Source organism: Vreelandella malpeensis, assembly GCF_020622355.1.
GTDB lineage: Bacteria > Pseudomonadota > Gammaproteobacteria > Pseudomonadales > Halomonadaceae > Vreelandella > Vreelandella malpeensis.
Genome location: NZ_WHVL01000001.1, coordinates 94,368 through 113,372 on the forward strand (window position 1 = coordinate 94,368; position 19,005 = coordinate 113,372).

At 65.4% G+C, this 19,005-nt stretch carries 17 protein-coding genes; 8 read left to right on the top strand and 9 right to left on the bottom strand.

Translation table 11 applies throughout. The features are described from left to right. The first annotated feature begins 81 nt into the window (after positions 1–81). From recB to GEV37_RS00465, 3 genes are all read left to right on the top strand, one after another. On the top strand, positions 82–3,738 hold the full coding sequence (gene recB, locus GEV37_RS00455) for an exodeoxyribonuclease V subunit beta (RefSeq protein ID WP_227388204.1): 3,657 nt from the start codon (positions 82–84) through the stop codon (positions 3,736–3,738). Continuing rightward, on the top strand, positions 3,735–5,903 hold the full coding sequence (recD, locus tag GEV37_RS00460) for an exodeoxyribonuclease V subunit alpha (RefSeq protein ID WP_227388205.1): 2,169 nt from the start codon (positions 3,735–3,737) through the stop codon (positions 5,901–5,903). Before recB ends, recD begins: the two co-directional genes overlap by 4 nt. A gap of 93 nt (positions 5,904–5,996) precedes the next feature. Further along, the gene (locus tag GEV37_RS00465) at positions 5,997–6,752 is read left to right on the top strand and encodes a phosphatase PAP2 family protein (protein WP_227388206.1); all 756 of its coding nucleotides are present in this window, start codon (positions 5,997–5,999) and stop codon (positions 6,750–6,752) included. 37 nt (positions 6,753–6,789) lie between these two features. On the opposite strand, the gene GEV37_RS00470 is transcribed toward GEV37_RS00465, so the two are convergent. The 3 genes from GEV37_RS00470 to GEV37_RS00480 all read right to left on the bottom strand — a co-directional run bounded on the left by GEV37_RS00470 (position 6,790) and on the right by GEV37_RS00480 (position 9,027). Beyond that, on the bottom strand, positions 6,790–7,125 hold the full coding sequence (locus GEV37_RS00470) for a zinc ribbon domain-containing protein YjdM (RefSeq protein ID WP_227388207.1): 336 nt from the start codon (positions 7,123–7,125) through the stop codon (positions 6,790–6,792). An 88-nt stretch (positions 7,126–7,213) separates the two neighbouring features. Then, a complete protein-coding gene (locus GEV37_RS00475) occupies positions 7,214–7,819 on the bottom strand; it encodes a glutathione S-transferase family protein (RefSeq protein WP_227388208.1) in 606 nt (201 codons plus the stop codon). Next, a complete protein-coding gene (locus GEV37_RS00480; protein ID WP_227388209.1) occupies positions 7,816–9,027 on the bottom strand; it encodes a YbfB/YjiJ family MFS transporter in 1,212 nt (403 codons plus the stop codon). The genes GEV37_RS00475 and GEV37_RS00480 overlap by 4 nt, the downstream gene beginning before the upstream one ends. Positions 9,028–9,186: 159 nt before the next feature. Here GEV37_RS00480 and GEV37_RS00485 point away from each other — a divergent pair, with 159 nt between their 5' ends. Further along, positions 9,187–10,059, top strand: coding sequence for a LysR substrate-binding domain-containing protein (locus GEV37_RS00485; protein WP_227388210.1), 873 nt, complete (start codon positions 9,187–9,189; stop codon positions 10,057–10,059). Positions 10,060–10,210: 151 nt separating this feature from the next. After that, complete coding sequence (locus GEV37_RS00490; RefSeq protein WP_227388211.1) at positions 10,211–10,462, top strand: hypothetical protein; 252 nt, start codon at positions 10,211–10,213, stop codon at positions 10,460–10,462. Between the two features lie 138 nt (positions 10,463–10,600). Here the strand turns inward: GEV37_RS00490 and GEV37_RS00495 are convergent, their stop codons facing one another. From GEV37_RS00495 to GEV37_RS00510, 4 genes are read right to left on the bottom strand one after another with little or no spacing between them, the layout of a single operon-like run. Then, positions 10,601–11,980: a carboxylesterase family protein gene (locus GEV37_RS00495; protein WP_227388212.1), complete on the bottom strand. Its 1,380-nt coding sequence runs from the start codon at positions 11,978–11,980 to the stop codon at positions 10,601–10,603. Then, positions 11,977–12,546: a pyridoxamine 5'-phosphate oxidase family protein gene (locus GEV37_RS00500; protein WP_227388213.1), complete on the bottom strand. Its 570-nt coding sequence runs from the start codon at positions 12,544–12,546 to the stop codon at positions 11,977–11,979. Before GEV37_RS00500 ends, GEV37_RS00495 begins: the two co-directional genes overlap by 4 nt. 31 nt (positions 12,547–12,577) lie before the next feature. Continuing rightward, positions 12,578–13,009: a GNAT family N-acetyltransferase gene (locus GEV37_RS00505; RefSeq protein WP_227388214.1), complete on the bottom strand. Its 432-nt coding sequence runs from the start codon at positions 13,007–13,009 to the stop codon at positions 12,578–12,580. Positions 13,010–13,021: 12 nt separating this feature from the next. Continuing rightward, positions 13,022–13,336 (bottom strand): hypothetical protein, encoded by a 315-nt coding sequence (locus GEV37_RS00510; protein WP_227388215.1) that lies wholly within the window; start codon positions 13,334–13,336, stop codon positions 13,022–13,024. A gap of 150 nt (positions 13,337–13,486) precedes the next feature. On the opposite strand from GEV37_RS00510, the gene GEV37_RS00515 reads away from it, so the two are divergent. After that, entirely contained in the window at positions 13,487–14,317 is an 831-nt protein-coding gene (locus GEV37_RS00515) for an AraC family transcriptional regulator (protein WP_227388216.1), read from the top strand. 49 nt (positions 14,318–14,366) lie between these two features. Continuing rightward, positions 14,367–14,981, top strand: coding sequence for a LysE family translocator (locus GEV37_RS00520; protein ID WP_227388217.1), 615 nt, complete (start codon positions 14,367–14,369; stop codon positions 14,979–14,981). A gap of 66 nt (positions 14,982–15,047) precedes the next feature. Here GEV37_RS00520 and rlmKL read toward each other — a convergent pair whose 3' ends face one another. Next, positions 15,048–17,246 (bottom strand): bifunctional 23S rRNA (guanine(2069)-N(7))-methyltransferase RlmK/23S rRNA (guanine(2445)-N(2))-methyltransferase RlmL, encoded by a 2,199-nt coding sequence (gene rlmKL, locus GEV37_RS00525; RefSeq protein ID WP_227388218.1) that lies wholly within the window; start codon positions 17,244–17,246, stop codon positions 15,048–15,050. Between the two features lie 354 nt (positions 17,247–17,600). On the opposite strand from rlmKL, the gene rmf reads away from it, so the two are divergent. Continuing rightward, the gene (gene rmf, locus GEV37_RS00530) at positions 17,601–17,810 is read left to right on the top strand and encodes a ribosome modulation factor (RefSeq protein WP_227388219.1); all 210 of its coding nucleotides are present in this window, start codon (positions 17,601–17,603) and stop codon (positions 17,808–17,810) included. A gap of 169 nt (positions 17,811–17,979) precedes the next feature. Here the strand turns inward: rmf and GEV37_RS00535 are convergent, their stop codons facing one another. Then, positions 17,980–18,993 (bottom strand): quinone-dependent dihydroorotate dehydrogenase, encoded by a 1,014-nt coding sequence (locus GEV37_RS00535; RefSeq protein ID WP_227388220.1) that lies wholly within the window; start codon positions 18,991–18,993, stop codon positions 17,980–17,982. Positions 18,994–19,005 lie beyond the last annotated feature (12 nt).

Sequence of the window (19,005 nt, forward strand, 5' to 3'; positions counted from 1 at the left end):
CGTTTTGCGCCTGCCAGACCATCGCGATATAGTGCCAAGTGCCCGCCCTTTCTACCCTTTTTCACCGTTTTCGGAGCACTCATGAGCTTACCCGCCCCGCTCGACCCCCTGCATCTGCCGCTTCACGGCAGTCGGTTGATCGAAGCGAGCGCGGGCACCGGCAAGACCTTCACCATCGCGCTTTTGTACGTGCGCCTGGTGCTGGGCGCGCGAAGCCCGGACGACGACACTGCTCACCCGCGCCCGCTGACCCCGCCGGAGATCCTGGTGGTCACCTTCACCAATGCCGCGACCCAGGAGCTTCGCGAGCGCATTCGCGCGCGGCTGGTGGAAGCGGCGGCAGTGTTTCGCGGCGCTCTCGATGACGACCTGCTGTGCGCGCTTCGCGCCCAGTACGACGCCGCCGCCTGGCCCGCCTGCGCCCGGCGCCTGGCGCTGGCCGCCGAGTGGATGGACGAAGCGGCGGTGTCGACCATTCACAGCTGGTGCTACCGCATGCTGCGCGAGCACGCCTTCGACAGCGGCAGTCTCTTCTCGCTGAACCTGGAGAACGACCAGCGCGAGCTGACCCAGGAAGTGGTGCGCGACTACTGGCGCACCTTCTACTACCCGCTGGGCGTGGACGTGCTGGGCCACATCACCCGCTGCTGGACCTCGCCCCAGGCGCTGCACGACGAACTGGTCCGGCTGCTGGCGGACGCCGAGGCGCTGGGCGAGCCGCGCCCGGCGCCGGAGGAGATCCTGACCGCTGCCGAGGCCCGAAAAGGTCAGGCGCTGATGGCGCTGAAAGCTCCCTGGCCCGCGTGGTTGGCCACGCTCGAAGAGGCGCTCGAGACGGCGGCAAAGGCCAAGGCGTTCAAGGCCCAGAGCTTCAACGCCAAGAGCCGCGCCAACTGGCTGGGTGCTCTGGGCGAGTGGGCCACGACCGACCAGGAGCGCCCGCTCCTCACCGAGGCCGCCTGGAAGCGCATGACGCCAGACGGCATGGCCGAGATCTGGAAGGAGGGCGCGCCGCCTTGCCCCGAGGCGTGGCAGGCACTCGAAGCGCTCAGGCCCGCCCTCGAGGCGCTGCCTGATCCGCGCAACGACCTGCTCGTTCACGCCGTGCAGTGGAGCAAGGTGCGCCTGGAGCGCGAGCAGCAGCGCCGCGCCGAAATGGGTCCCACGGAGCTTCTCACGTACCTGGACCGTGCGCTTCGTGGCCCCAACCGCGAGACGCTGGCCGCCCAGATCCGTCGCCAGTTCCCGGTGGCGCTGATCGACGAGTTCCAGGACACCGACCCGGTGCAGTACCGCATTTTCGATGCGGTCTATCAGGTGGCCGCGCCCAGCCGTGACAGCGCCGTGTTCCTGATCGGCGACCCCAAGCAGGCGATCTACGCCTTTCGCGGCGCGGACATCTTCACCTACCTGCAGGCCCGCACCGATACCGCCGGGCGCCACGTCACGCTCTCGACCAACTTTCGCTCGAGTCGCGCCATGGTCGAGGCGGTCAACCACTGTTTTTGCCACGCCGATGCGCACCCGCGCGGCGCCTTTCTGTTTCGCGACGAGCACGGCGACAACCCGCTGCCGTTTCTGCCGGTAGAGGCGCGCGGGCGCAAGGAGCGCCTGGTGCATGAAGGCGCGCCGCTTGCCGCGATGACGCTCTGGCCGCTCGCCAGCGACGAGCCGCTTTCCAAGACCGCCTATCAAACCGAGATGGCCGAGCGCTGCGCCTCCTACATGACCGAGCTGCTGGCAGCGGGCCGCCAGGGCAAGACCGGCTTCGAAAGCGAGCAAGGACTCGCCCCGCTGAAGCCTTCCGACATGGCGGTGCTGGTCAACGGCATGACCGAGGCGCGAGCGATCCGCCAGGCGCTGGCGATGCGCGGGGTGAAGAGCGTCTATCTCTCGGACAACGACAAGGTGTTCGCCTCGCCCATGGCCGCCCAGATCGCCCGTTGGCTGCAGGCCTGCGCCGAGCCCCTGGCAAGCTCCCGCCAGGCGGAGGCGCACCTGCGCGCGGCGCTTGCCACCCCGGCGCTGGGCCTGACCCTTGCCGAGCTCGACCACTTGCAGCAAGACGAGCTGGCCTGGGAGGCGCGGGTGGTGCAGTTCGGCCACTACCACCGGCTGTGGCAGCGCCAGGGGGTGCTGCCGCTAGTGCGCCGGCTGATGGTCGACTTCGCGATTCCCGCGCGGCTGCTGGCCGAGTTCGAAGAGGGTGAGCGCTTGCTGACCGATCTTCTCCACTTGGGCGAGCTTCTCCAGCAGGCAAGCCAGGAGCTCGACGGCGAGCACGCCCTGATTCGCTTTCTGCTCGAGGCGATGGCGGACCCGGAGAGTCAGAACGACAGCCACAAGCTGCGCCTGGAGAGCGATGCGGATCTGGTCAAGGTAGTCACCATCCACAAGTCCAAGGGACTCGAGTACCCGCTGGTGTTTCTGCCCTTCATCCACAATCACCGCCCGATGAAGGCCACCGACGTTCCGCTGCGCTGGCACGACGACGAGGGGCGCCTGCAGCTGAGCCTGGATGCGGACGAGCAGACGCTGGCCATCGCCGAGCGCGAGCGCCTGGGCGAAGACCTGCGCAAGCTCTACGTGGCGCTCACCCGCGCCCGCCACGCCACCTGGCTGGGCCTGGCCCCGCTCAAGGAGGGCGAGCAGAGCGCCGTGGGCTATCTGCTGAACGCGGGCAAGGCCATCGCCCCGGCAGCACTTGAATCCGCGCTGGAGAAGCTCGCCCGAGGCAGCGAGATCCTCGTGACGCCGCCGCCAGAACCCACCGCTCAGCGCCTCGCCTCGACCCAGGGGTGCGAGACGCTGGGCCACGCCCGCGCCCCCGCACGCCCGGCCCGGGAGCACTGGTGGATCGCCAGCTACTCGGCGCTGCGGCTTTCCGGCACGCTCACCGCCCCTTCGAGCACGCCGCTGGAGCCCGCCACCGCCCAGGAAGCGACCGCGTTTGAGGTGCTCGACGAGCCCCGCGACCTGGCCGAGCCCCTGGCATTTCACCTGCACAAGTTCCCCCGCGGGCCGGGGCCGGGCACCTTTCTGCACGGGCTGCTCGAGTGGGCGGGCCGCACCGGCTTCCAGGCCGCGCTGGACGATGACGAGGCTTTCGAGGACATGCTGTGGCGCCGGGTGCAGCTTCGCGGCTGGCAGGTGTGGCAATCGCCGCTCTCCGGCTGGCTGAAGGCGCTGCTGGTCACGCCCCTGCCGCTCGGCGCGGGGCGCAGCGTGGCGCTGAATGCGCTGGCCGACTACCAGGTAGAGCTCGAATTCTGGCTCGCCGCGAAAGCAGTCGACACCCGTCAGATCGACGCGCTGGTCAGCCGTCATCTTCTATCCGGTCACGCCCGCCCGGCGCTGGACCGCGACACGCTCAACGGCATGCTCAAGGGGTTCATCGACCTGGCCTTCGAATTCGATCAGCGCTTTTACGTGCTCGACTGGAAATCCAACTATCTGGGCCCGACGGACGCGGCCTACGAGCCAGAAGCATTGCGCCAGGCGCTGCTCGAAAAGCGCTACGACCTGCAGGCAGCACTTTACCTGCTCGCCCTGCACCGCCTTCTGAAAGCGCGGCTGGCGGACTACGATCCGCACCGCCACCTGGGCGGCTCGCTCACCGTGTTCCTGCGCGGCAGTCGGAGCGAAGGCCGCGGCGTTCACGTCGAGCCCGCCCCGGTCGCGCTGATCGAGGCGCTGGACGCGCTGTTCACCGGCCAACGCCTGGAGGCCACCGCATGAGCCGCAAGCGCGAGGATAGTCAAACCCTCGATCTTTTTGAGGCGATGCCGGTTGACGAGCCCGCTGCGCCCCACCCGGCGCTTTTTGAGTCCCAGGCCCTGCTCGATCTGCTTGAGCGCTGGGTGGCGCGCGGCTGGCTGCGCGACCTGGACCGCGCGCTGGCGCGCTTTCTACTGACCGAGGCGCCAGATGCCCCGGCGCTTCTGCTGCTGGCAGCCGCCCTTGCCAGCCACCAGCTCGGCCGAGGGCACGTGTGCCTGGAGCTTGCGGCCACCCTGGCCGCGCCGGATTTCGCGCTGTCGCTGCCGCCGGAAGGCGACGACCTGATCGAGCCGCCTTTGCTGCCAAGCGCCCTGCTCGAAACCCTCACGCTTGCCGAGTGGCAGGCCGCTCTCGATCACCCGCTGCTGGTAAGCAACGGCCCAGGCACCACGCCGCTGGTGGCCAACGCCACCCGCCTCTACCTGCGCCGCTACTGGCAGTTCGAGCGCACCCTGCAGCAAGAGATCGCCGCGCGGCTCGAAGACGGCGAGGCGCCCACGGCGCAGGCGCTTCTCGCCCCGGCGCTCGACGTGCTCTTTCCCGCCGCAGCCGCACTCGACTGGCAGAAGACCGCCTGCGCCCTCGCCGCCCGCAGCCGCTTCGCCGTGATCACCGGCGGCCCCGGCACCGGCAAGACCACCACGGTGGTGCGCCTGCTGGCGCTTCTGCAAACGCTAAGGCTGGCAGGCGCCCCCGAGGCGCCGCTGCGCATTCGTCTGGCCGCCCCTACCGGCAAGGCCGCCGCCCGGCTCAACGAATCCATTGCCGGGCAGGTCAACGGCCTGCCCAGCGCCGCGCTCGAGGCGCTATTGCCCGGAGGCAGTACGCTCGACGGCGCCATTCCCGTAGAAGTGACCACGCTGCACCGCTTGCTCGGCGCCCGCCCGGATACCCGCCACTTCCGCCACGGCCCGCACCACTTGCTCGCACTCGACGTGCTGGTGATCGACGAAGCCTCGATGGTGGATATCGAGATGATGACCGCCGTGCTCGGCGCCTTGCCCGCCCACGCGCAGCTGGTGCTACTGGGCGATAAGGACCAGCTCGCCTCGGTCGAGGCCGGCGCGGTGCTCGGCGATTTATGCCGCCGCGCCGAGGCCGCCCACTACACCAAGACCACCGCCGCCTGGCTCGAAACCGCCACCGGCCAGCCGATACCGGACGAATTCATCGACGAGCACGGCGAGCCGCTGGATCAGGCGATCACCATGCTGCGGGTGAGCCACCGCTTCGACGAGCAAAGCGGTATCGGCCAGCTCGCCCGGGCGATCAACCAGCCCGGCCACGCCTTGAGCGAACGGGATAAACAGCAGGCGGTGAACCAGGTACTGCGTCACGGCTACCCGGACGTGCAGCACCGCGTACTCGGCGGCCAGGAGGATGCCGCGCTGGATGCCCTGGTGATCGACGGCAGCCCTGACGGCTTCGTCGACGGCGGCGAAGGCCGCACCGACCACAAAGGCGCCCCCATCGCCCCACCCGCCGGCTACCGCCACTACTTGAGCGTGCTGCAAACCCGGCGCCCCCAGGGCGAAGCGTTCGAGACCCACCCCCAGGCGTTCGATGCCTGGGCGGGCGAGGTGCTCGCCGCCTACAGCCGCTTTCAGCTACTCTGCGCACTGCGCAAGGGCCCCTTGGGCGTGGAGGGCCTCAACCCGCGCATCGCCCATACGCTTCGCCGTGAAGGGTGGCTTGTGGCCAACGACGTCACGCTGGAAAAAGGCTGGTATGAGGGCCGCCCGGTGCTGGTCACCCAGAACGACTACGCGCTGAAGCTGATGAACGGCGATATCGGCATCACGCTCGCCGTACCCGACCCGCGAGTCCCAAACCAGACGCTTCTGCGCGTCGCCTTTCCCACCAGCGACCCGCAAAAGCCTATCCGCTGGGTGCTGCCTTCACGCCTGCACGCAGTGGAAACCGTATTCGCCATGACCGTGCACAAATCCCAGGGCTCCGAGTTCGTGCACACCGCTCTGCTGCTACCCGCCACTATCAACCCGATTCTGACGCGGGAGCTGGTCTACACCGGCATCACCCGCGCGCGGGAGTGGCTGACCGTGGTGGAAGCCAAGCGCGGAATTCTGAACGAGGCGGTAATCAGGGAAGTAATGAGGGCTTGAGTCACATGGCTCGTTGAAATACGAAGGGTGGATTTCCTTGAGGCTGAGGCATGCCCTACTAGAATCGTTTCAATCAACGCGAGGGACTTGCCAATGAAGCACTACAAGAAAGTGGGCCGCATGGGAAGCAAGGCCTTTGCCCAGCTGACGCGCCTGGGCCGCCACGAGCTCGCCCTGCTGCTGTGCCTGGCGATCATTTCCGGCGGCATCTGGGGCTTCGTCGCGCTCGCCGGAGAGGTCATCGAAGGCGATACCCAGAGTTTCGACGAGCGCCTGCTGCTCGCCCTTCGCAACCCCGCCGATCTCAACGACCCCATCGGCCCGGGCTGGGTCGAGGAGATGGGCCGGGACTTCACGGCGCTGGGCGGAGTCGGCGTGCTGGTACTCATCACGCTGGGAGCGCTGGGGTATCTGTTGCTCGCCAGGCATTTTCGCGCGGCCCTGTTTGCCCTGGTGGCGGTGCCCGGCGGCATCCTGCTCAGCACCGTGATGAAGCTGGGCTTCGATCGCCCCCGGCCGGATCTCGTGCCCCACGAAGCCATGGTCTACACCGCGAGCTTTCCCAGCGGCCACTCCATGATGTCCGCCGTCACTTATCTCACGCTCGCCGCACTGCTCATCCGCATCCAGCCCGCACTGCGTCTGAAAGCCTATTTGCTGATCCTGGCGATACTGCTGACCCTGCTCGTGGGTATCAGCCGCGTTTATCTCGGCGTTCACTGGCCCACCGACATGCTGGCCGGTTGGACCGCCGGCGCCAGCTGGGCGGCGCTCTGCTGGGGCGTGATGCACTGGCTTCAGGGGCGCGGGCAGATCGAGGCGGAAGAGAAGGAACCCGATAGCGACTGACCCGGCATCGTACGAGAACGGGCACGGACAGGCCGCGTCAGGCTTTCTTCACGAACTGGGCCGTCACCATCATGTCGCCGGCGCCGTCTACCTTGCAGTCCAGCTGGTGATCCTTCCCCTCCTTGAGCCGCTTGATGACGGCCCGGGTGCCGATCTTGAGCACCAGAGAACTGCCTTTGACCTTGAGGTCCTTGATCAGCGTGACCTTGTCGCCTTCGGCCAGCGGTGTGCCGTGGGCATCCAGCACGTTCACGGCTTCTTCGGCGGCGAGCTCATCGGGGTCCCACTCGTGGGCGCACTCGGGACAGATGAACAGGCGCTGGTCCTGATAGACGAATTCCGACTGACAGCGGGGGCATGGCGGGCAAGACATGATTCAGGGCTTCTGTAGTAAATGAGCGAATGATGATACTCAGTGCGGGCGGCCTTGGCGACCGAGGAGGTTGCGCGCCGCCTAATCGCTAGACGAAGGCCGTCTGCTGAAAGCTTGCGCGTGCCTCGATGCCTGCATGCCAAGCCCCGAGCTTAGGACAGGCACGTTGCCAAACCGCTTCTGGAAGCCTGAAGTCGAGATACGCCAGCGCCACGGCGGTCGTGATCTCGCCAAGATGGAGGGATACGGCAGGCGACGTGTCGCCAAGTTCGCTTTCGAGCTGCGGCAATAACCGATGAAGGGCTCGCCAGCGCCGCTGGCCCAGCATGCTCTCATTGGCTTTGTGGCCGTCGTGTTTTCTGGCGATCACGATATTGAACGCGGCCTCCATCAAATTCTGCCCCAGCCCCGCCAAGTGCAGCACCTGCGCCCGCTGGTTGTCAGGCAGCATCGGGGTTTTCGGGAAGGCACCATCAAGGTAAACGGCCAGCAACGTCGATTCGCTGAGCGTGATGCCCTCGTTCGTCACCAACGCCGGTACACGCCCAGCGGGGTTGACCTTCAAGAGCTCGGCATCGTCTGCCCAGGGGTCGCACCACTTGAGCGTCACCTTGCTTATCAAGCCCTTTTCCATGAGCAGGATGCATGCAACGCGCGCATAGGGTGAGGTGGTGTTCAGGTAAAGCTCCATCATGATCTCCTTGACTGGGCCGCATGAAAGGATGAACGCCGCTCGGCACCGCGGCTGAGAAGCACCAGCACCACGCCTGCGATGAGCATGGCACTGCTGATGGTGAACAGCGGCCCATAAGTGCCCAGCGGCGCGTAAAGCGCCGACATGGCGTAGCCCGCCAGAGCCTGAGCAGCGGCGAATGCAGCCGTAGCCTGCCCCCAGTACTTCTTGTGGGCGGCGGGCCCGACGAGTGTTGCCAGACGGCCTGATGTGAGCGCGACGATGCCGGGAATCATTGCCCCCACCAGAAAAGAGGAAGCCGACTGGCTCACGAGTGCCAGCGAGAAGACCGGCAGCGCAACGGCGCCGGCCTTGGCGACGAAGGCCACGATCAACCCGGAATGCCAGCCAACGCGATGCGCCAGCTCCTTGATCATGAACGGCCCACACAACGCGCCGAAGCCGAAGATGCCCCACTGCAGCGCGGCTGCCTCGCTACCCAGAGCATTTTCACGCGCCAGGTAATCCACCCAGAACAGGGTATGAGGCACGAACCCCACGGCATCCAGCGCGTAGGCGCCCATGATCAGCCACACCGCCAGGCCAATACCGGGCGCCGAGTGATCTTCGCGACTTGCGGACCTCGCAGCGGGCGCACTGGATAGGCGCCTCACTCCGGCAATACACAGCATGCCCGCCGCCGCGCAGAGCAGCCCCAGCGCTACCCAAGTGACCGTCAAGCTGAACGCTAGCAACCAGGGCACGATGAACGACGAAAGCAGCGCGCCCAGACCAATGCCGGTGAACACCATGGCCCCCACGTGGGCGCGGCGCTCGGTGGGCGTGGCCGCCAGTGCCAACGACGGCCCAACCACCATCAAGACGGCACCAGCGATACCGGACACCAGCCGCCAGACGAAAAACCACGCAAAGGTGCCCGGCCACGCACACAGCAAAAAGCTCAAGGCGATACACAGGAAGCTTGCGCCGACCACACGGCGTGGCGCAAAGCGTTCGCTCAGCCAGTGCGCCGCCAGTGCGCCCAGGAAGTAACCAAGCAGATTGGCAGCGCCGAGATAAGCACCTTGATTTACGGTGAACCATTCATGCTCGATAATCGCAGGCAGCAGTGGCGTATAAGCAAAGCGCGCAATCCCGATGCCCGCCAGCGTCGCCATGATGCCGGTCAGCAAGATGGGAAGCTCTCCTTCCATGTGTTGGCGTGCCATGAAGTCGTATCCTTTTCCTGTACGTACGTGGCCTTAAGATGCCCACTGACCAAAAGACTAAACGTCAACGCTGGTTCTATAGAAACGATTCTTTCTGATAGTTAATATCTCATTTAGAGATATGACCGATACCGGCGGAACGCCTTGGGGGAATCGACAATGCAGTTGAAGTCATTGAACCTGTTCATGGCCGTGATCGAGACCGGCAGCTTCGTGGCAGCGGCACAGCGGTGCCACACGGTACAGTCCAACGTAACCACCCACATCAAGAAGCTGGAAGACGAGCTCGGAGTGGCGCTTTTTCATCGTATTGGGAGGGTTCGCCCCACCAGCGCCGGAGTGGCGCTGGTCGATTACGCACAGCGCATGCTGAGCGTTCACGATGAAGCGCTCGCGCAGTTTCAGGGCCGCGACAACGCCGCCGGGCGGCTGCGGATAGGCGCGATGGAAACCACCACCGCCCTGCGCCTGCCACCCCTGCTGGCGGCGTATCACGCAGCGCATCCCGAGGTCGATATCCAGCTCAAGACCGGGCCCACCGCCGAGCTGATGGAGCTGATGATGGATGGGCAGGTCGACGGCGTCTTCGTTGCCGGTGGGGTCGAGCATGGCCGTTATCAGGCGCTCAACGCATTCAGCGAGCAGCTGGTACTGGTGGGGGCGACGCCCATGACGACAATGCCCACTTCGCAAACGCTGATGACATCCGCCTTCATGGCGTTTCGCCAAGGCTGTAGCTACCGCCAACGCATCGAGCTACTGCTGGCTTCTCATGGAGTGAATGCGGCCAGGATCTTCGAATTCGGCTCTCTTGATGCGATGCTCGGCTGCGTCGCCGCCGGTATGGGTTACACGGTCCTGCCCCGCGCCACGGTCGAGGCGCATCAACATCGCTTCGGTATTCACACGTTGGCCCTGCCCGCCTCCATCGCCCATATCGACACTTATTTCGTTACCCACGCCCCCACAGGCTGGACGCCGGCCTTGGCACGCTTCGTTGATATGTTGCATGAGGCTGTGACAGCGATGTGATTGTTGCTGGCCGTTTTCAGGGGATGCTGGCAATGCTACCTGTCCCGTTCTTCCAAACTTCTTGGCCTTGGAAGAGGCAATGATGAGCAGGCGAAACACCCAATGCTCTGCCATAGTGAAAGACCCACGCACCGTTCAAGCAGGCAAGAGCATGACTCGTGTAGCAAAGGTGGAGCCGATCAGTGAAGACCGGGGTGACGCCATCATCGTATCGGGCTGGCGGGTGCTGGACGTGACGGACATGGACGCGCCAAAGGAAGTCTCGCGCCACGACCAGGAGCCCGAGGCGATTCAGGCGGCGCGCCGTTTCGAGGCAGAAACCGCTGGTGAGCCTGGCTCCGATGCCGATGACACCCAGGATTACGATGCCTCTCGGGCGGATTCCGGCAAGCCCGAGGTGTGAGCCCGTCCGCCGCCCTAGTACTTCTCCTAGTACTTCTCCTAGTACTTCTAGAGCCGGACAGTTTCGAGTCGCCGCTTTTCCTTCACCGCCTAAGGATGGAAACGCGGCGTTTTTTCATCGGGAGGAATTGTCTGCCGATCACTCATTCGCCCGCCACCACTGGATGACCTTTTCAATTCGCCCCTTCTGCGCCAGGTGTCCGCTGCGCGCGAAATCCGCCCAGAGTTTACGCAGCCGCTGGCCGCATTCGTGAAGCTCGCTTTCCTCTACGCCCTTGACGATATCCGCGTCCCGCCAGCTTTGCGGCTCACCGAGCAGCAGCGGAAGCTCCAGCGTATGGGCGGCACCATAAGGCCCGCGGCCCTGGTTCCAATCGAACCGATAGACGAAGGCACGACCATCCGATTTGGCGTGGCGGCGAGCGAAGTCAGCGGCGTCACGCCGGTAGATCTTGCGCGTGGTGGCGGCCACCAGCGCACCGGTCAATGGCTGGCCCAGCCAAGGCGCTCGGCGCAGGCGCGAAAGCGCTGGCGACAGCACCAGAAACAGTGCGGTTTCCTCGAAAGTGGTGCCGATCAGCACGTCGATAGCCGCCGCCGCACGGCGCCAGGCGGCGGGAGCGTGTTGCTCCCGGGGTAACGGGTAGTGGCCGTACTGGGGTGCAAACGGCATGGCGGATTTCAGACCGAACCCTTGGGCGGCCTCGATCACCCGGGTCTGTATTCGCAGCACCTCGTCGAGCGGGGTGTCTTCTGTCACCTCGGCGGCCACGGCCGCCATTCGGGCATTCATCTTCGCCCGGCCCCGGCGAATGCCGAGCGGCGCGCTCTGGATGATGGCGCGCTGGAAAAGCCCTTCGGCGCCCTCGGCGATCATCAGGTGCGCCGCCGCGTCGCCCCCGGCGGAGTGGCCGAACAGCGTCACGTTGCCGGGATCGCCGCCGAAGGCGGCGATGTTGGTATGAATCCAGCGCAGCGCCGAGATCAAGTCGAGCAGCCCGAGATTCGCCGGGCGCCCCTCCCCACCGAGAAAGCCCAGCAGCCCCAGCCGGTAGTTCACGCCCACCACGATGACATCGCCTTCGAGCGCCAGCGGGCGGGTATCGAACACGGGCAGATCCGCCGTGCCGAACACGTAGGAGCCGCCGTGAATCCACACCATCACCGGGCGCGGCGTATCCGCCGGATGCTCCGGCAGGGTGATCGACAGATGCAGCGCCTCTTCGCAGACGTGAAACTCCTCCACCGCCACGCCCAGGGCGGCGTTGAGCTCGGGCTCGATATTCTGCGGCGCCGCCGGCGACCAGGTGGTGGCGTGAACGGGAACCCGTGAAGGCGGTGTATCCACCGGCGGGCAGAAGCGCCGGGCGGTGGCGTAGCACAGGCCAGTGGCGCGAAGGGCGCCGCGATCATGCCAGCCGATGATCTCGCCGGCGGGGGCGCTGAAACGCGGAGCGTCAGAGCCAGCCGGGGGCAGCGCTGCCTGAGATGAACCGCGCGGTGGCAAGGAGGTCGTCACGGCACCACCCACTGCCCGGCCCAATCATCGCCGCGCTCGAACAGCGCGCGACGGTGATGCTCGCCCAGGTGCAGCGCCTCGAGGCTCTCGATACGAAACGCCAACACCGCGAAGGCCTCCCGAGAGGCGGTCGTCGTATAAGCCAGGGCGTCGGGGATGGATGTGCCGGAGGTCGGCTGGTGCCCGTAGGCGGCGCGGCCGTGGTCGGGCAACGGCTGCCAGCGTGCCTGGACGTCGTCACCGGTCGTCACGGTGGCGGTGGCGGCGATGCGAAGCTGCAGGCGCTGCGCAGCGTCCCAGACGTGCAGCGATGCCCGGGGGTGGGCACGCAGCTCCCTCACCTTGCCAGCGTGAACGTCGGAGTAGACGGCGAGCTGGCCGCGGGCTCGGTTGGCCTCACGCAGCACCACGGTGCGTGCCTGGGGGCGGCCGGCATCGCTTATCGTGGCCAGGGTCGGGTAGCGCGCCGCGGCGTCGCGCGTGTGAGCGCCGTCGGCCAGGCACTGCCAAGCCCGGTCGAGCAGAAGCGTCAGTTGCTGTGCCCAAGGCGGGTCGTTGGTTGCCATCGTGTCCCTTGCAAGCCGTTGAAATGAGAATTCAGGCGGAGGGGTTCGCGCTCAATACGAACGAGTGCAGCGCGATATCGGTGCGAAACTCCCAGCCCAGGTTCGTCCAGAAGCGTTTGCCGGCGTCGTTGTCCACCAACAGCATCAGGTGCGCCTTGTCGATGCTTTCCGCGCGCAGGGCGTCCAGGCAACGGTTGACCAGCGCGGTGCCGATGCCCTGTTTTCGATAGGGCTCGGCCACCGCCAGGTGCTGGAGGAAGCCCCGGTGGCCGTCGTGACCCGCCATGATCGTCCCGATGATGTCACTGCCTTTTTCGGCAACGATACTCAAGCCCGGGTTGCGCGCAAGGTAGCGCATGATGCCCTCGAACGAGTCCGCATCGCGCAAGCGCACGCCCGGCGTTCGTTGCCAGAGCGATACAGCGGCGGCGTAGTCGTTGATCGTCATGGGGCGGTAGTGCATCAGAACGTCCTGTCAGAAATCGAGCCCAAGGCGCAGCGCCTGCAGCCCGTCGAGGCGGATCGCTACCTCGTCGGAGAAGAGTGGATGCCCTTCTACCCCCAGATCCAGCGCCGCCTGGGCGCCACGGTAGGTCACGTTCAGCGTGATCTCGGTCGAGGAGCTCACCGGCGCCCAGAGCCCGTAATCGACGCTTTCGACGTTCACGGCGGAGAGCCCGCGCTCGTCGAGCGCCCGCTGTGCTTCCTGCTCCACGGCATGGCCGTAATAGACGTAGACGCCGGCATAGCCCAGCGCCAGTACCAGAATCAGTGACAAAAGCTTACCCATGCAAAGCCTCTTCGTGTTGGCGTTCATTGCGCGGCGTCGATAATGCCTAGCCTGGCCTTCGCGCACAAGCGACACGCATCGAGCAATTATGTACAAGCCTGCCCCGGGGCGCTGGCGTAGACTTTCGATGTGACGAACCAGGAGTGCGGTATGCGTAACGCCACCCGATTTCAATTCATTCAAAGTCAGCACGTTCCCGGGCTGACCGTGCTGAACGCGGCGATCGACGACTTCTGCTACGACCGTCACGCTCATGAGGAGTACGCCTTTGGCGTGACGCTGGCCGGGCGGCAGGATTTCTTCAGCGGGGGGCAGTATCACAAGAGCCCGCCGGGGCACGTGATTCGCTTCAATCCAGAAGAGGTACACGACGGTCAGCCCGGTGGCGAGCACACCCTGGGTTATTCGATGCTGTACGTGCCCACCGCTCAGGTGGATCCGCTGCTGGCCGAGGCCCTAGGTCGGGAAAACACCTCGGGTTTTCGTCCCCCGGGCACCCTGATTCAAGACACCGAGCTTCGCGGCGCCATTCTGGAGCTTGCGCGGCTGGTGAGCCTGGAGACCGGCAGCTGCATCGACCAGGAGAACGCGCTCTATCGGGTGGTGGCACGTACTGCCCAGCTCGGCGGCCGCTACCAGGACGAGCCGGGGATCCGGCGCCCGGATACCCTCTTGCAGCGGGCGAAAGCCTACATTCACGCTCACCTGGAGCAGGATATCTCCCTGGACGAGATCAGCCAGGCCGCGCATCTCTCCAAGTACCACTTCGTGCGCCTGTTTCGCCGCCACTATGGCATCACTCCCCATCAATACGTGATCAACTGCCGCATCAACGCCGCCCGCCGAGCACTGAGCCAGGGGGCGACCGCCAGTGAGGTGGCGCTACGCTTCGGCTTCGCCGACACGAGCCATTTCAACCGCCGCTTCAAGCGCATCTACGCCGTGACGCCGAGCCAGTACCGGCGCGACATTGCCCGCTGAACCTTTCGCGCCCAGTACGCTAACCCACCGACTGCCACGAGACTTCATCATGCTGGGAATCATCCTGTTCGGGGTGGGCATCATGTACACGCCCGGCCCCGTGAACCTGCTCGGCCTGAACGTGGGCATCAACGGCCAAGGCCGCCGCGCCATAGGGTTCTGCCTGGGTGTGGGCTGCGCCATGCTGATCTACCTGCTGGTGCTGGGCTTTGCCGGTGCGGCGTGGATCGGCGGGCAAGCACTGGTCATACTGAGTGCGGTGGGCTGTGGCTATATTCTTTATCTCGCCTGGAAGATCGCCCGCGCCAGCGCACGACTCGACACCGCGAACGCGCCCGTGCGCGTGCTCGGCTTTCGTGACGGCGTGGCGATGCAGCTTCTGAACCCCAAGACACCGGTGGCAGTGCTGCCCATTGTCACACTGCAATTTCCAGCGGCGGGTATCGAGGGCGCAAGCCTGGTGGTCTGGTCTGCGGGGCTCGCGCTACTCGCCGCCGGCGCCCCGGGCAGCTATGTGCTGATGGGCAGCCTGATCGGCCAGCGCATTCATCGACCGCGACTGATCAAGGCATTCAACCAGATCATGGCCCTGCTGCTGGCCGCGGTCGCGCTGTCGATCGGTTTCGAGCACGTATGGGTGCCGCTTGCCGAAGTGATGAACTAATCGAGCAAACGGGTCGCCGGATCGAGGTGATGCTCGACCGGCGCCCCGCTAGAGGCGTGCGCCCGGCTAGTCGCGGTGACGCAGCACGAACACGTGGTGCAAGTTGGTGCGCCGCTGGAAGTCCGGGTCAAAGGTCTTGTCGGTGATCTCCTCGACCGCGAAGCGCGCGCGCAGCGATTCGTCCAGCGTGAAGCGACGCTGGTTGTTGGAGAACACCAAGGTGCCGCCGGGGGCGAGCCGCGCCATGGCGAGTTCTATCAGCCTGGGGTGGTCGCGCTGCACATCCAGGGTGTCGCGCATCTTCTTGGAGTTGGAGAAGGTGGGCGGATCCATGAAGATCAGGTCGAACTCGGTGTCGGCGCCTTCCAGCCAGCGAAAGCAGTCCTCGCGTACGAGCCTGTGGCGGCGCATGTCCAGCGCGTTCAGGGCGAAGTTGTCCTTGGCCCACTCGAGGTAAGTGTTGGACATGTCGACGCTGACGCTGTCGCTCGCCCCGCCCAGGGCCGCCTGCACCGTGGCGGTCGCGGTGTAGCAGAATAGATTCAGAAAGCGCTTGCCGCTGGCCATTTCACCCAGCATGCGCCGCACCGGGCGGTGATCGAGAAACAGCCCCGTATCCAGGTAGTCGCGCAGGTTCACCCATAGCCGTGCGCTGCTCTCACGCACCTCGAAGCGTTCGTTGCTGGCATCGCGCTTCTGGTACTGGGCATGGCCGGCCTGGCGCTCGCGGCGCTTGACGTAGATATCGCCAGCGCGCACGCCGAGCGTCTCTGGCAGTACTTCCAGCGCATCGAACAGGCGTTTCTGGGCCTGGGCGGCGTTGACCGATTTAGGCGCGGCGTACTCCTGCACGTGCACCTTGTCGCCGTAGCGGTCGATGGCAAGGGCAAACTCCGGCATGTCGGCATCATACAGCCGATAGCAGCCCTCCCCGCTCTGCTTGAGCCACTTTTTCAGCCGTTTCTGGTTCTTGACCAGCCGGTTGGCGAACATCCGGGCGTTCTCGGAGACCACTCGCGCGCCGCTCTCCTGCTCCTGGCCGCGCTCCTCTTGCTTCACGCGCTCCTCGCCCGCCGGCCCTTGCGCAGCGATCTCCATCAGCAGCAGCTTGGCGTCCAGGGCGCCGTTTTTCAGCGCGTACTGCTTGTGGGCACGAAGCCCCAGACGGTGGCCGAGGTCCGGGTTGCCGGTGAACAGCGCCAGCGTCCATCCTGGAAACAGCGTCTTGGCCTTCTCGCCCAGAGTGGCGTAGAGGCCGACGAGCTCGGGCAGCTCACCCAGGCGCTCGCCGTAGGGCGGGTTGGTGATCAAGAGGCCGCGCTCGGCCAACCCTTCCGGGCGGCTCAGCTGGCTGAGGCTCTGACCGGTGAAGGTGATCAGCGCCGGCACGCCGGCGCGCATGGCGTTGGCCTTGGCCGCCGAGAGCGCCGCCGGGCTCTGATCGAACCCGTAAAGCACGTTTTTGCAGCGCTTGCGCCCGATGGAGGCGCGCGCCTGGGCCTCGCGCACGAGCTCGAGCCACGTGGTGCGCGCGTGCCCCGCCCAGCCTTCGAAGCCGAAGCGCTCGCGGTGCAGGTTCGGCGCCTGGTCGGCGGCGATCAGCGCGGCTTCGATCAGCAGCGTGCCGGAGCCGCACAGCGGGTCGATCAGCGTTTCGCCGGCCTTGGCCCGCTCTGGCCAGCCGGCGCGGATCAAGAGTGCGGCGGCCAGGTTCTCCTTGAGCGGGGCGTGGCCCACCTCGCGGCGATAGCCGCGCCGGTGCAGGCTGTCACCGGAAAGATCGACGCCCAGCGTCAAATTCGCTCGGTGCAGGTGAGCGTAGAGGCGCAGATCCGGCGCCTTGGTATCGACGTTGGGGCGCTCGACCCCGGCGAGGGCCAGCGCGTCGACCACCGCGTCCTTGACCGTCTGCGCGCCGAAGCGGGTGTGGCGAATCTCGTCGCTGCGTCCGTGGAAATCCACCGCCAGCGTCTTATTCGCGCTAACGTGGGCGGGCCAGTCGACCTTCATCGCGGCGGCGTACAGCTCCTTGGCACTCGACACCAGCGTCTCGCGCGCGATGATCAAAATGACGCGGTTTGCCAGGCGCGACCACAGACACGCCCGGTAAGCGCAGGCCAGGTCGCCCTTGAAGTAGACGCCGGCCACCGTGGCCTTGCAATCGGTGGCGCCCAGGCTCGCAAGCTCCTCCATCAGAAGACTTTCGATGCCCTTCGGGCAGGTCGCTTGAAACGCCAGCGAAGCGGATTGGCTTGACTCGGTCATAGATGTAGCCGCGCGTGGCAGCGCGAGATTCCTATAGATGGCAAATGTGTTTACGTTCGATGACAATTAGGGGGTCGACAACCGACCCCATGATGGGCTATCAATAAGAGAGTAGCTACTGTTGGCGCATGCGTCTCATGTCAGGGTTGGTCTTTTGGCCGGCAGGCTCGACCTGCAACGACCGATCGACCCATGGCTTGTCGGGTTTGCCCTGGGCCGTTTCGCACGTGAGTGCCAGGCGGTGGTTCAAGGCAGTACCCGCTCTTGAAGTAAGCTCCGAAATGGCAGCCGGTCCCTATACTTTTCCCGGCCAGCCGTTTCATACCAAAGGCTTTACATAAGAGAGGTCAGCCAATGAAACGACAAAAGCGTGATCGCTTCCAGCGTGCCTACGTTCACGGCTACAAAGCGGGTGTCACGGGTCGCTCCCGGGACGATTGCCCCAGTCAAGACATCAATTTACGCGAATACTGGATGAGCGGTTGGCGTGAAGGTCGCGGCGACCAGTGGGACGGCATGACGGGCGTCTCTGGTATCCACAAGAACCCGATGGTCATGACCTGACCCTCGCCCTTCAAAGCTTGAAACCGACTGAGCCCGCCTGAACCAGCGCGGGCTTTTTCGTGGCTCTGTTTCACACCCTTGCTCCTCACCTCTGTTCTACGTCCTTATTCCACACTCTTATTTCACGCTCTTATTTCACACCATTGTTTCATGTTTTTATTGCATGCCCCTATCCTTGCGCCAGCGCTTTCGCGCAGCGCCCTACCAGCGCCGGGCCTTCGTAGATAAGTCCCGAGTAGAGCTGGATCACATCCGCCCCGGCCTCGAGCTTGGCCTTTGCCTTAGCGGGGCTATCGATGCCGCCCACGCCGATGATCGGCAGGGTGGGAAGCGCTTCGCGCAGCGCCCGAATCACCTCGTTGGAGGGTTCGAACACCGGGCGTCCTGAAAGCCCGCCGACCTCGTCGGCGTGCGCGTGCCCCGTCACCGCGTCCCGCGCCACCGTCGTGTTGGTGGCGATCACCCCATCGAAGCCGTTCTTGGTGATGTTCTGTGCCACCAGCGTGATCTCCTCCCGGGTCATGTCCGGAGCGATCTTGATCAAAAGCGGTACGCGGCGGCCGGACTCGGCGTCGAGCAGGTTGGCACGTTCGCGAATCGGCCCGAGCAGCGCGTCGAGCTGCTCGCCAAACTGCAGCGTTCGAAGCCCCGGCGTATTGGGCGAGGAGACGTTGACGGCCACGTAGTCGGCCACACCGTGTACCGCGTCGAGGCACACGAGGTAGTCATCGAGTGCCTTCTCCACCGGGGTGGTCAGGTTCTTTCCGATGTTGACCCCCACGATGCCAGCGTAGTGGCGGGCGCGCACGCGCGCCACCAGGTGCGCCACGCCCTGATTGTTGAAGCCGAAGCGGTTGATGATCGCGCCGTGTTTCAGAAGCCTGAAAAGGCGCGGCTTGTCGTTGCCAGGCTGAGCCTTGGGCGTGACCGTGCCGACCTCGACGAAGCCGAAGCCGAGCGCGCCGAGGGCGTCCAGGTGATCGGCACTTTTGTCGAGCCCGGCGGCCAGGCCCACCTTGTTGGGAAAACGCAGCCCCATCAGCGTGACCGGGTCGCTCACCGCCGGACCAAATAGCCTTTCCACCCCGCCCGCGCGGTGCAGGCTGTCCAGCGCGCGAAGCGTCAGGCCGTGAGAGGTTTCCGGGTCCAGGCGAAACAGCAGCGAACGGGCGAACTGATACATCGAGAAGCTCCA

What these genes read in the sequence shown, in the direction of transcription:
- recB (WP_227388204.1), top strand. Translation starts at nt 82, where the DNA reads ATGAGCTTACCCGCCCCGCTCGACCCCCTGCATCTGCCGCTTCACGGC.
- recD (WP_227388205.1), top strand. Translation starts at nt 3,735, where the DNA reads ATGAGCCGCAAGCGCGAGGATAGTCAAACCCTCGATCTTTTTGAGGCG.
- GEV37_RS00465 (WP_227388206.1), top strand. Translation starts at nt 5,997, where the DNA reads ATGAAGCACTACAAGAAAGTGGGCCGCATGGGAAGCAAGGCCTTTGCC.
- GEV37_RS00470 (WP_227388207.1), bottom strand. Translation starts at nt 7,125, where the DNA reads ATGTCTTGCCCGCCATGCCCCCGCTGTCAGTCGGAATTCGTCTATCAG.
- GEV37_RS00475 (WP_227388208.1), bottom strand. Translation starts at nt 7,819, where the DNA reads ATGATGGAGCTTTACCTGAACACCACCTCACCCTATGCGCGCGTTGCA.
- GEV37_RS00480 (WP_227388209.1), bottom strand. Translation starts at nt 9,027, where the DNA reads ATGGCACGCCAACACATGGAAGGAGAGCTTCCCATCTTGCTGACCGGC.
- GEV37_RS00485 (WP_227388210.1), top strand. Translation starts at nt 9,187, where the DNA reads ATGCAGTTGAAGTCATTGAACCTGTTCATGGCCGTGATCGAGACCGGC.
- GEV37_RS00490 (WP_227388211.1), top strand. Translation starts at nt 10,211, where the DNA reads ATGACTCGTGTAGCAAAGGTGGAGCCGATCAGTGAAGACCGGGGTGAC.
- GEV37_RS00500 (WP_227388213.1), bottom strand. Translation starts at nt 12,546, where the DNA reads ATGGCAACCAACGACCCGCCTTGGGCACAGCAACTGACGCTTCTGCTC.
- GEV37_RS00505 (WP_227388214.1), bottom strand. Translation starts at nt 13,009, where the DNA reads ATGCACTACCGCCCCATGACGATCAACGACTACGCCGCCGCTGTATCG.
- GEV37_RS00510 (WP_227388215.1), bottom strand. Translation starts at nt 13,336, where the DNA reads ATGGGTAAGCTTTTGTCACTGATTCTGGTACTGGCGCTGGGCTATGCC.
- GEV37_RS00515 (WP_227388216.1), top strand. Translation starts at nt 13,487, where the DNA reads ATGCGTAACGCCACCCGATTTCAATTCATTCAAAGTCAGCACGTTCCC.
- GEV37_RS00520 (WP_227388217.1), top strand. Translation starts at nt 14,367, where the DNA reads ATGCTGGGAATCATCCTGTTCGGGGTGGGCATCATGTACACGCCCGGC.
- rlmKL (WP_227388218.1), bottom strand. Translation starts at nt 17,246, where the DNA reads ATGACCGAGTCAAGCCAATCCGCTTCGCTGGCGTTTCAAGCGACCTGC.
- rmf (WP_227388219.1), top strand. Translation starts at nt 17,601, where the DNA reads ATGAAACGACAAAAGCGTGATCGCTTCCAGCGTGCCTACGTTCACGGC.
- GEV37_RS00535 (WP_227388220.1), bottom strand. Translation starts at nt 18,993, where the DNA reads ATGTATCAGTTCGCCCGTTCGCTGCTGTTTCGCCTGGACCCGGAAACC.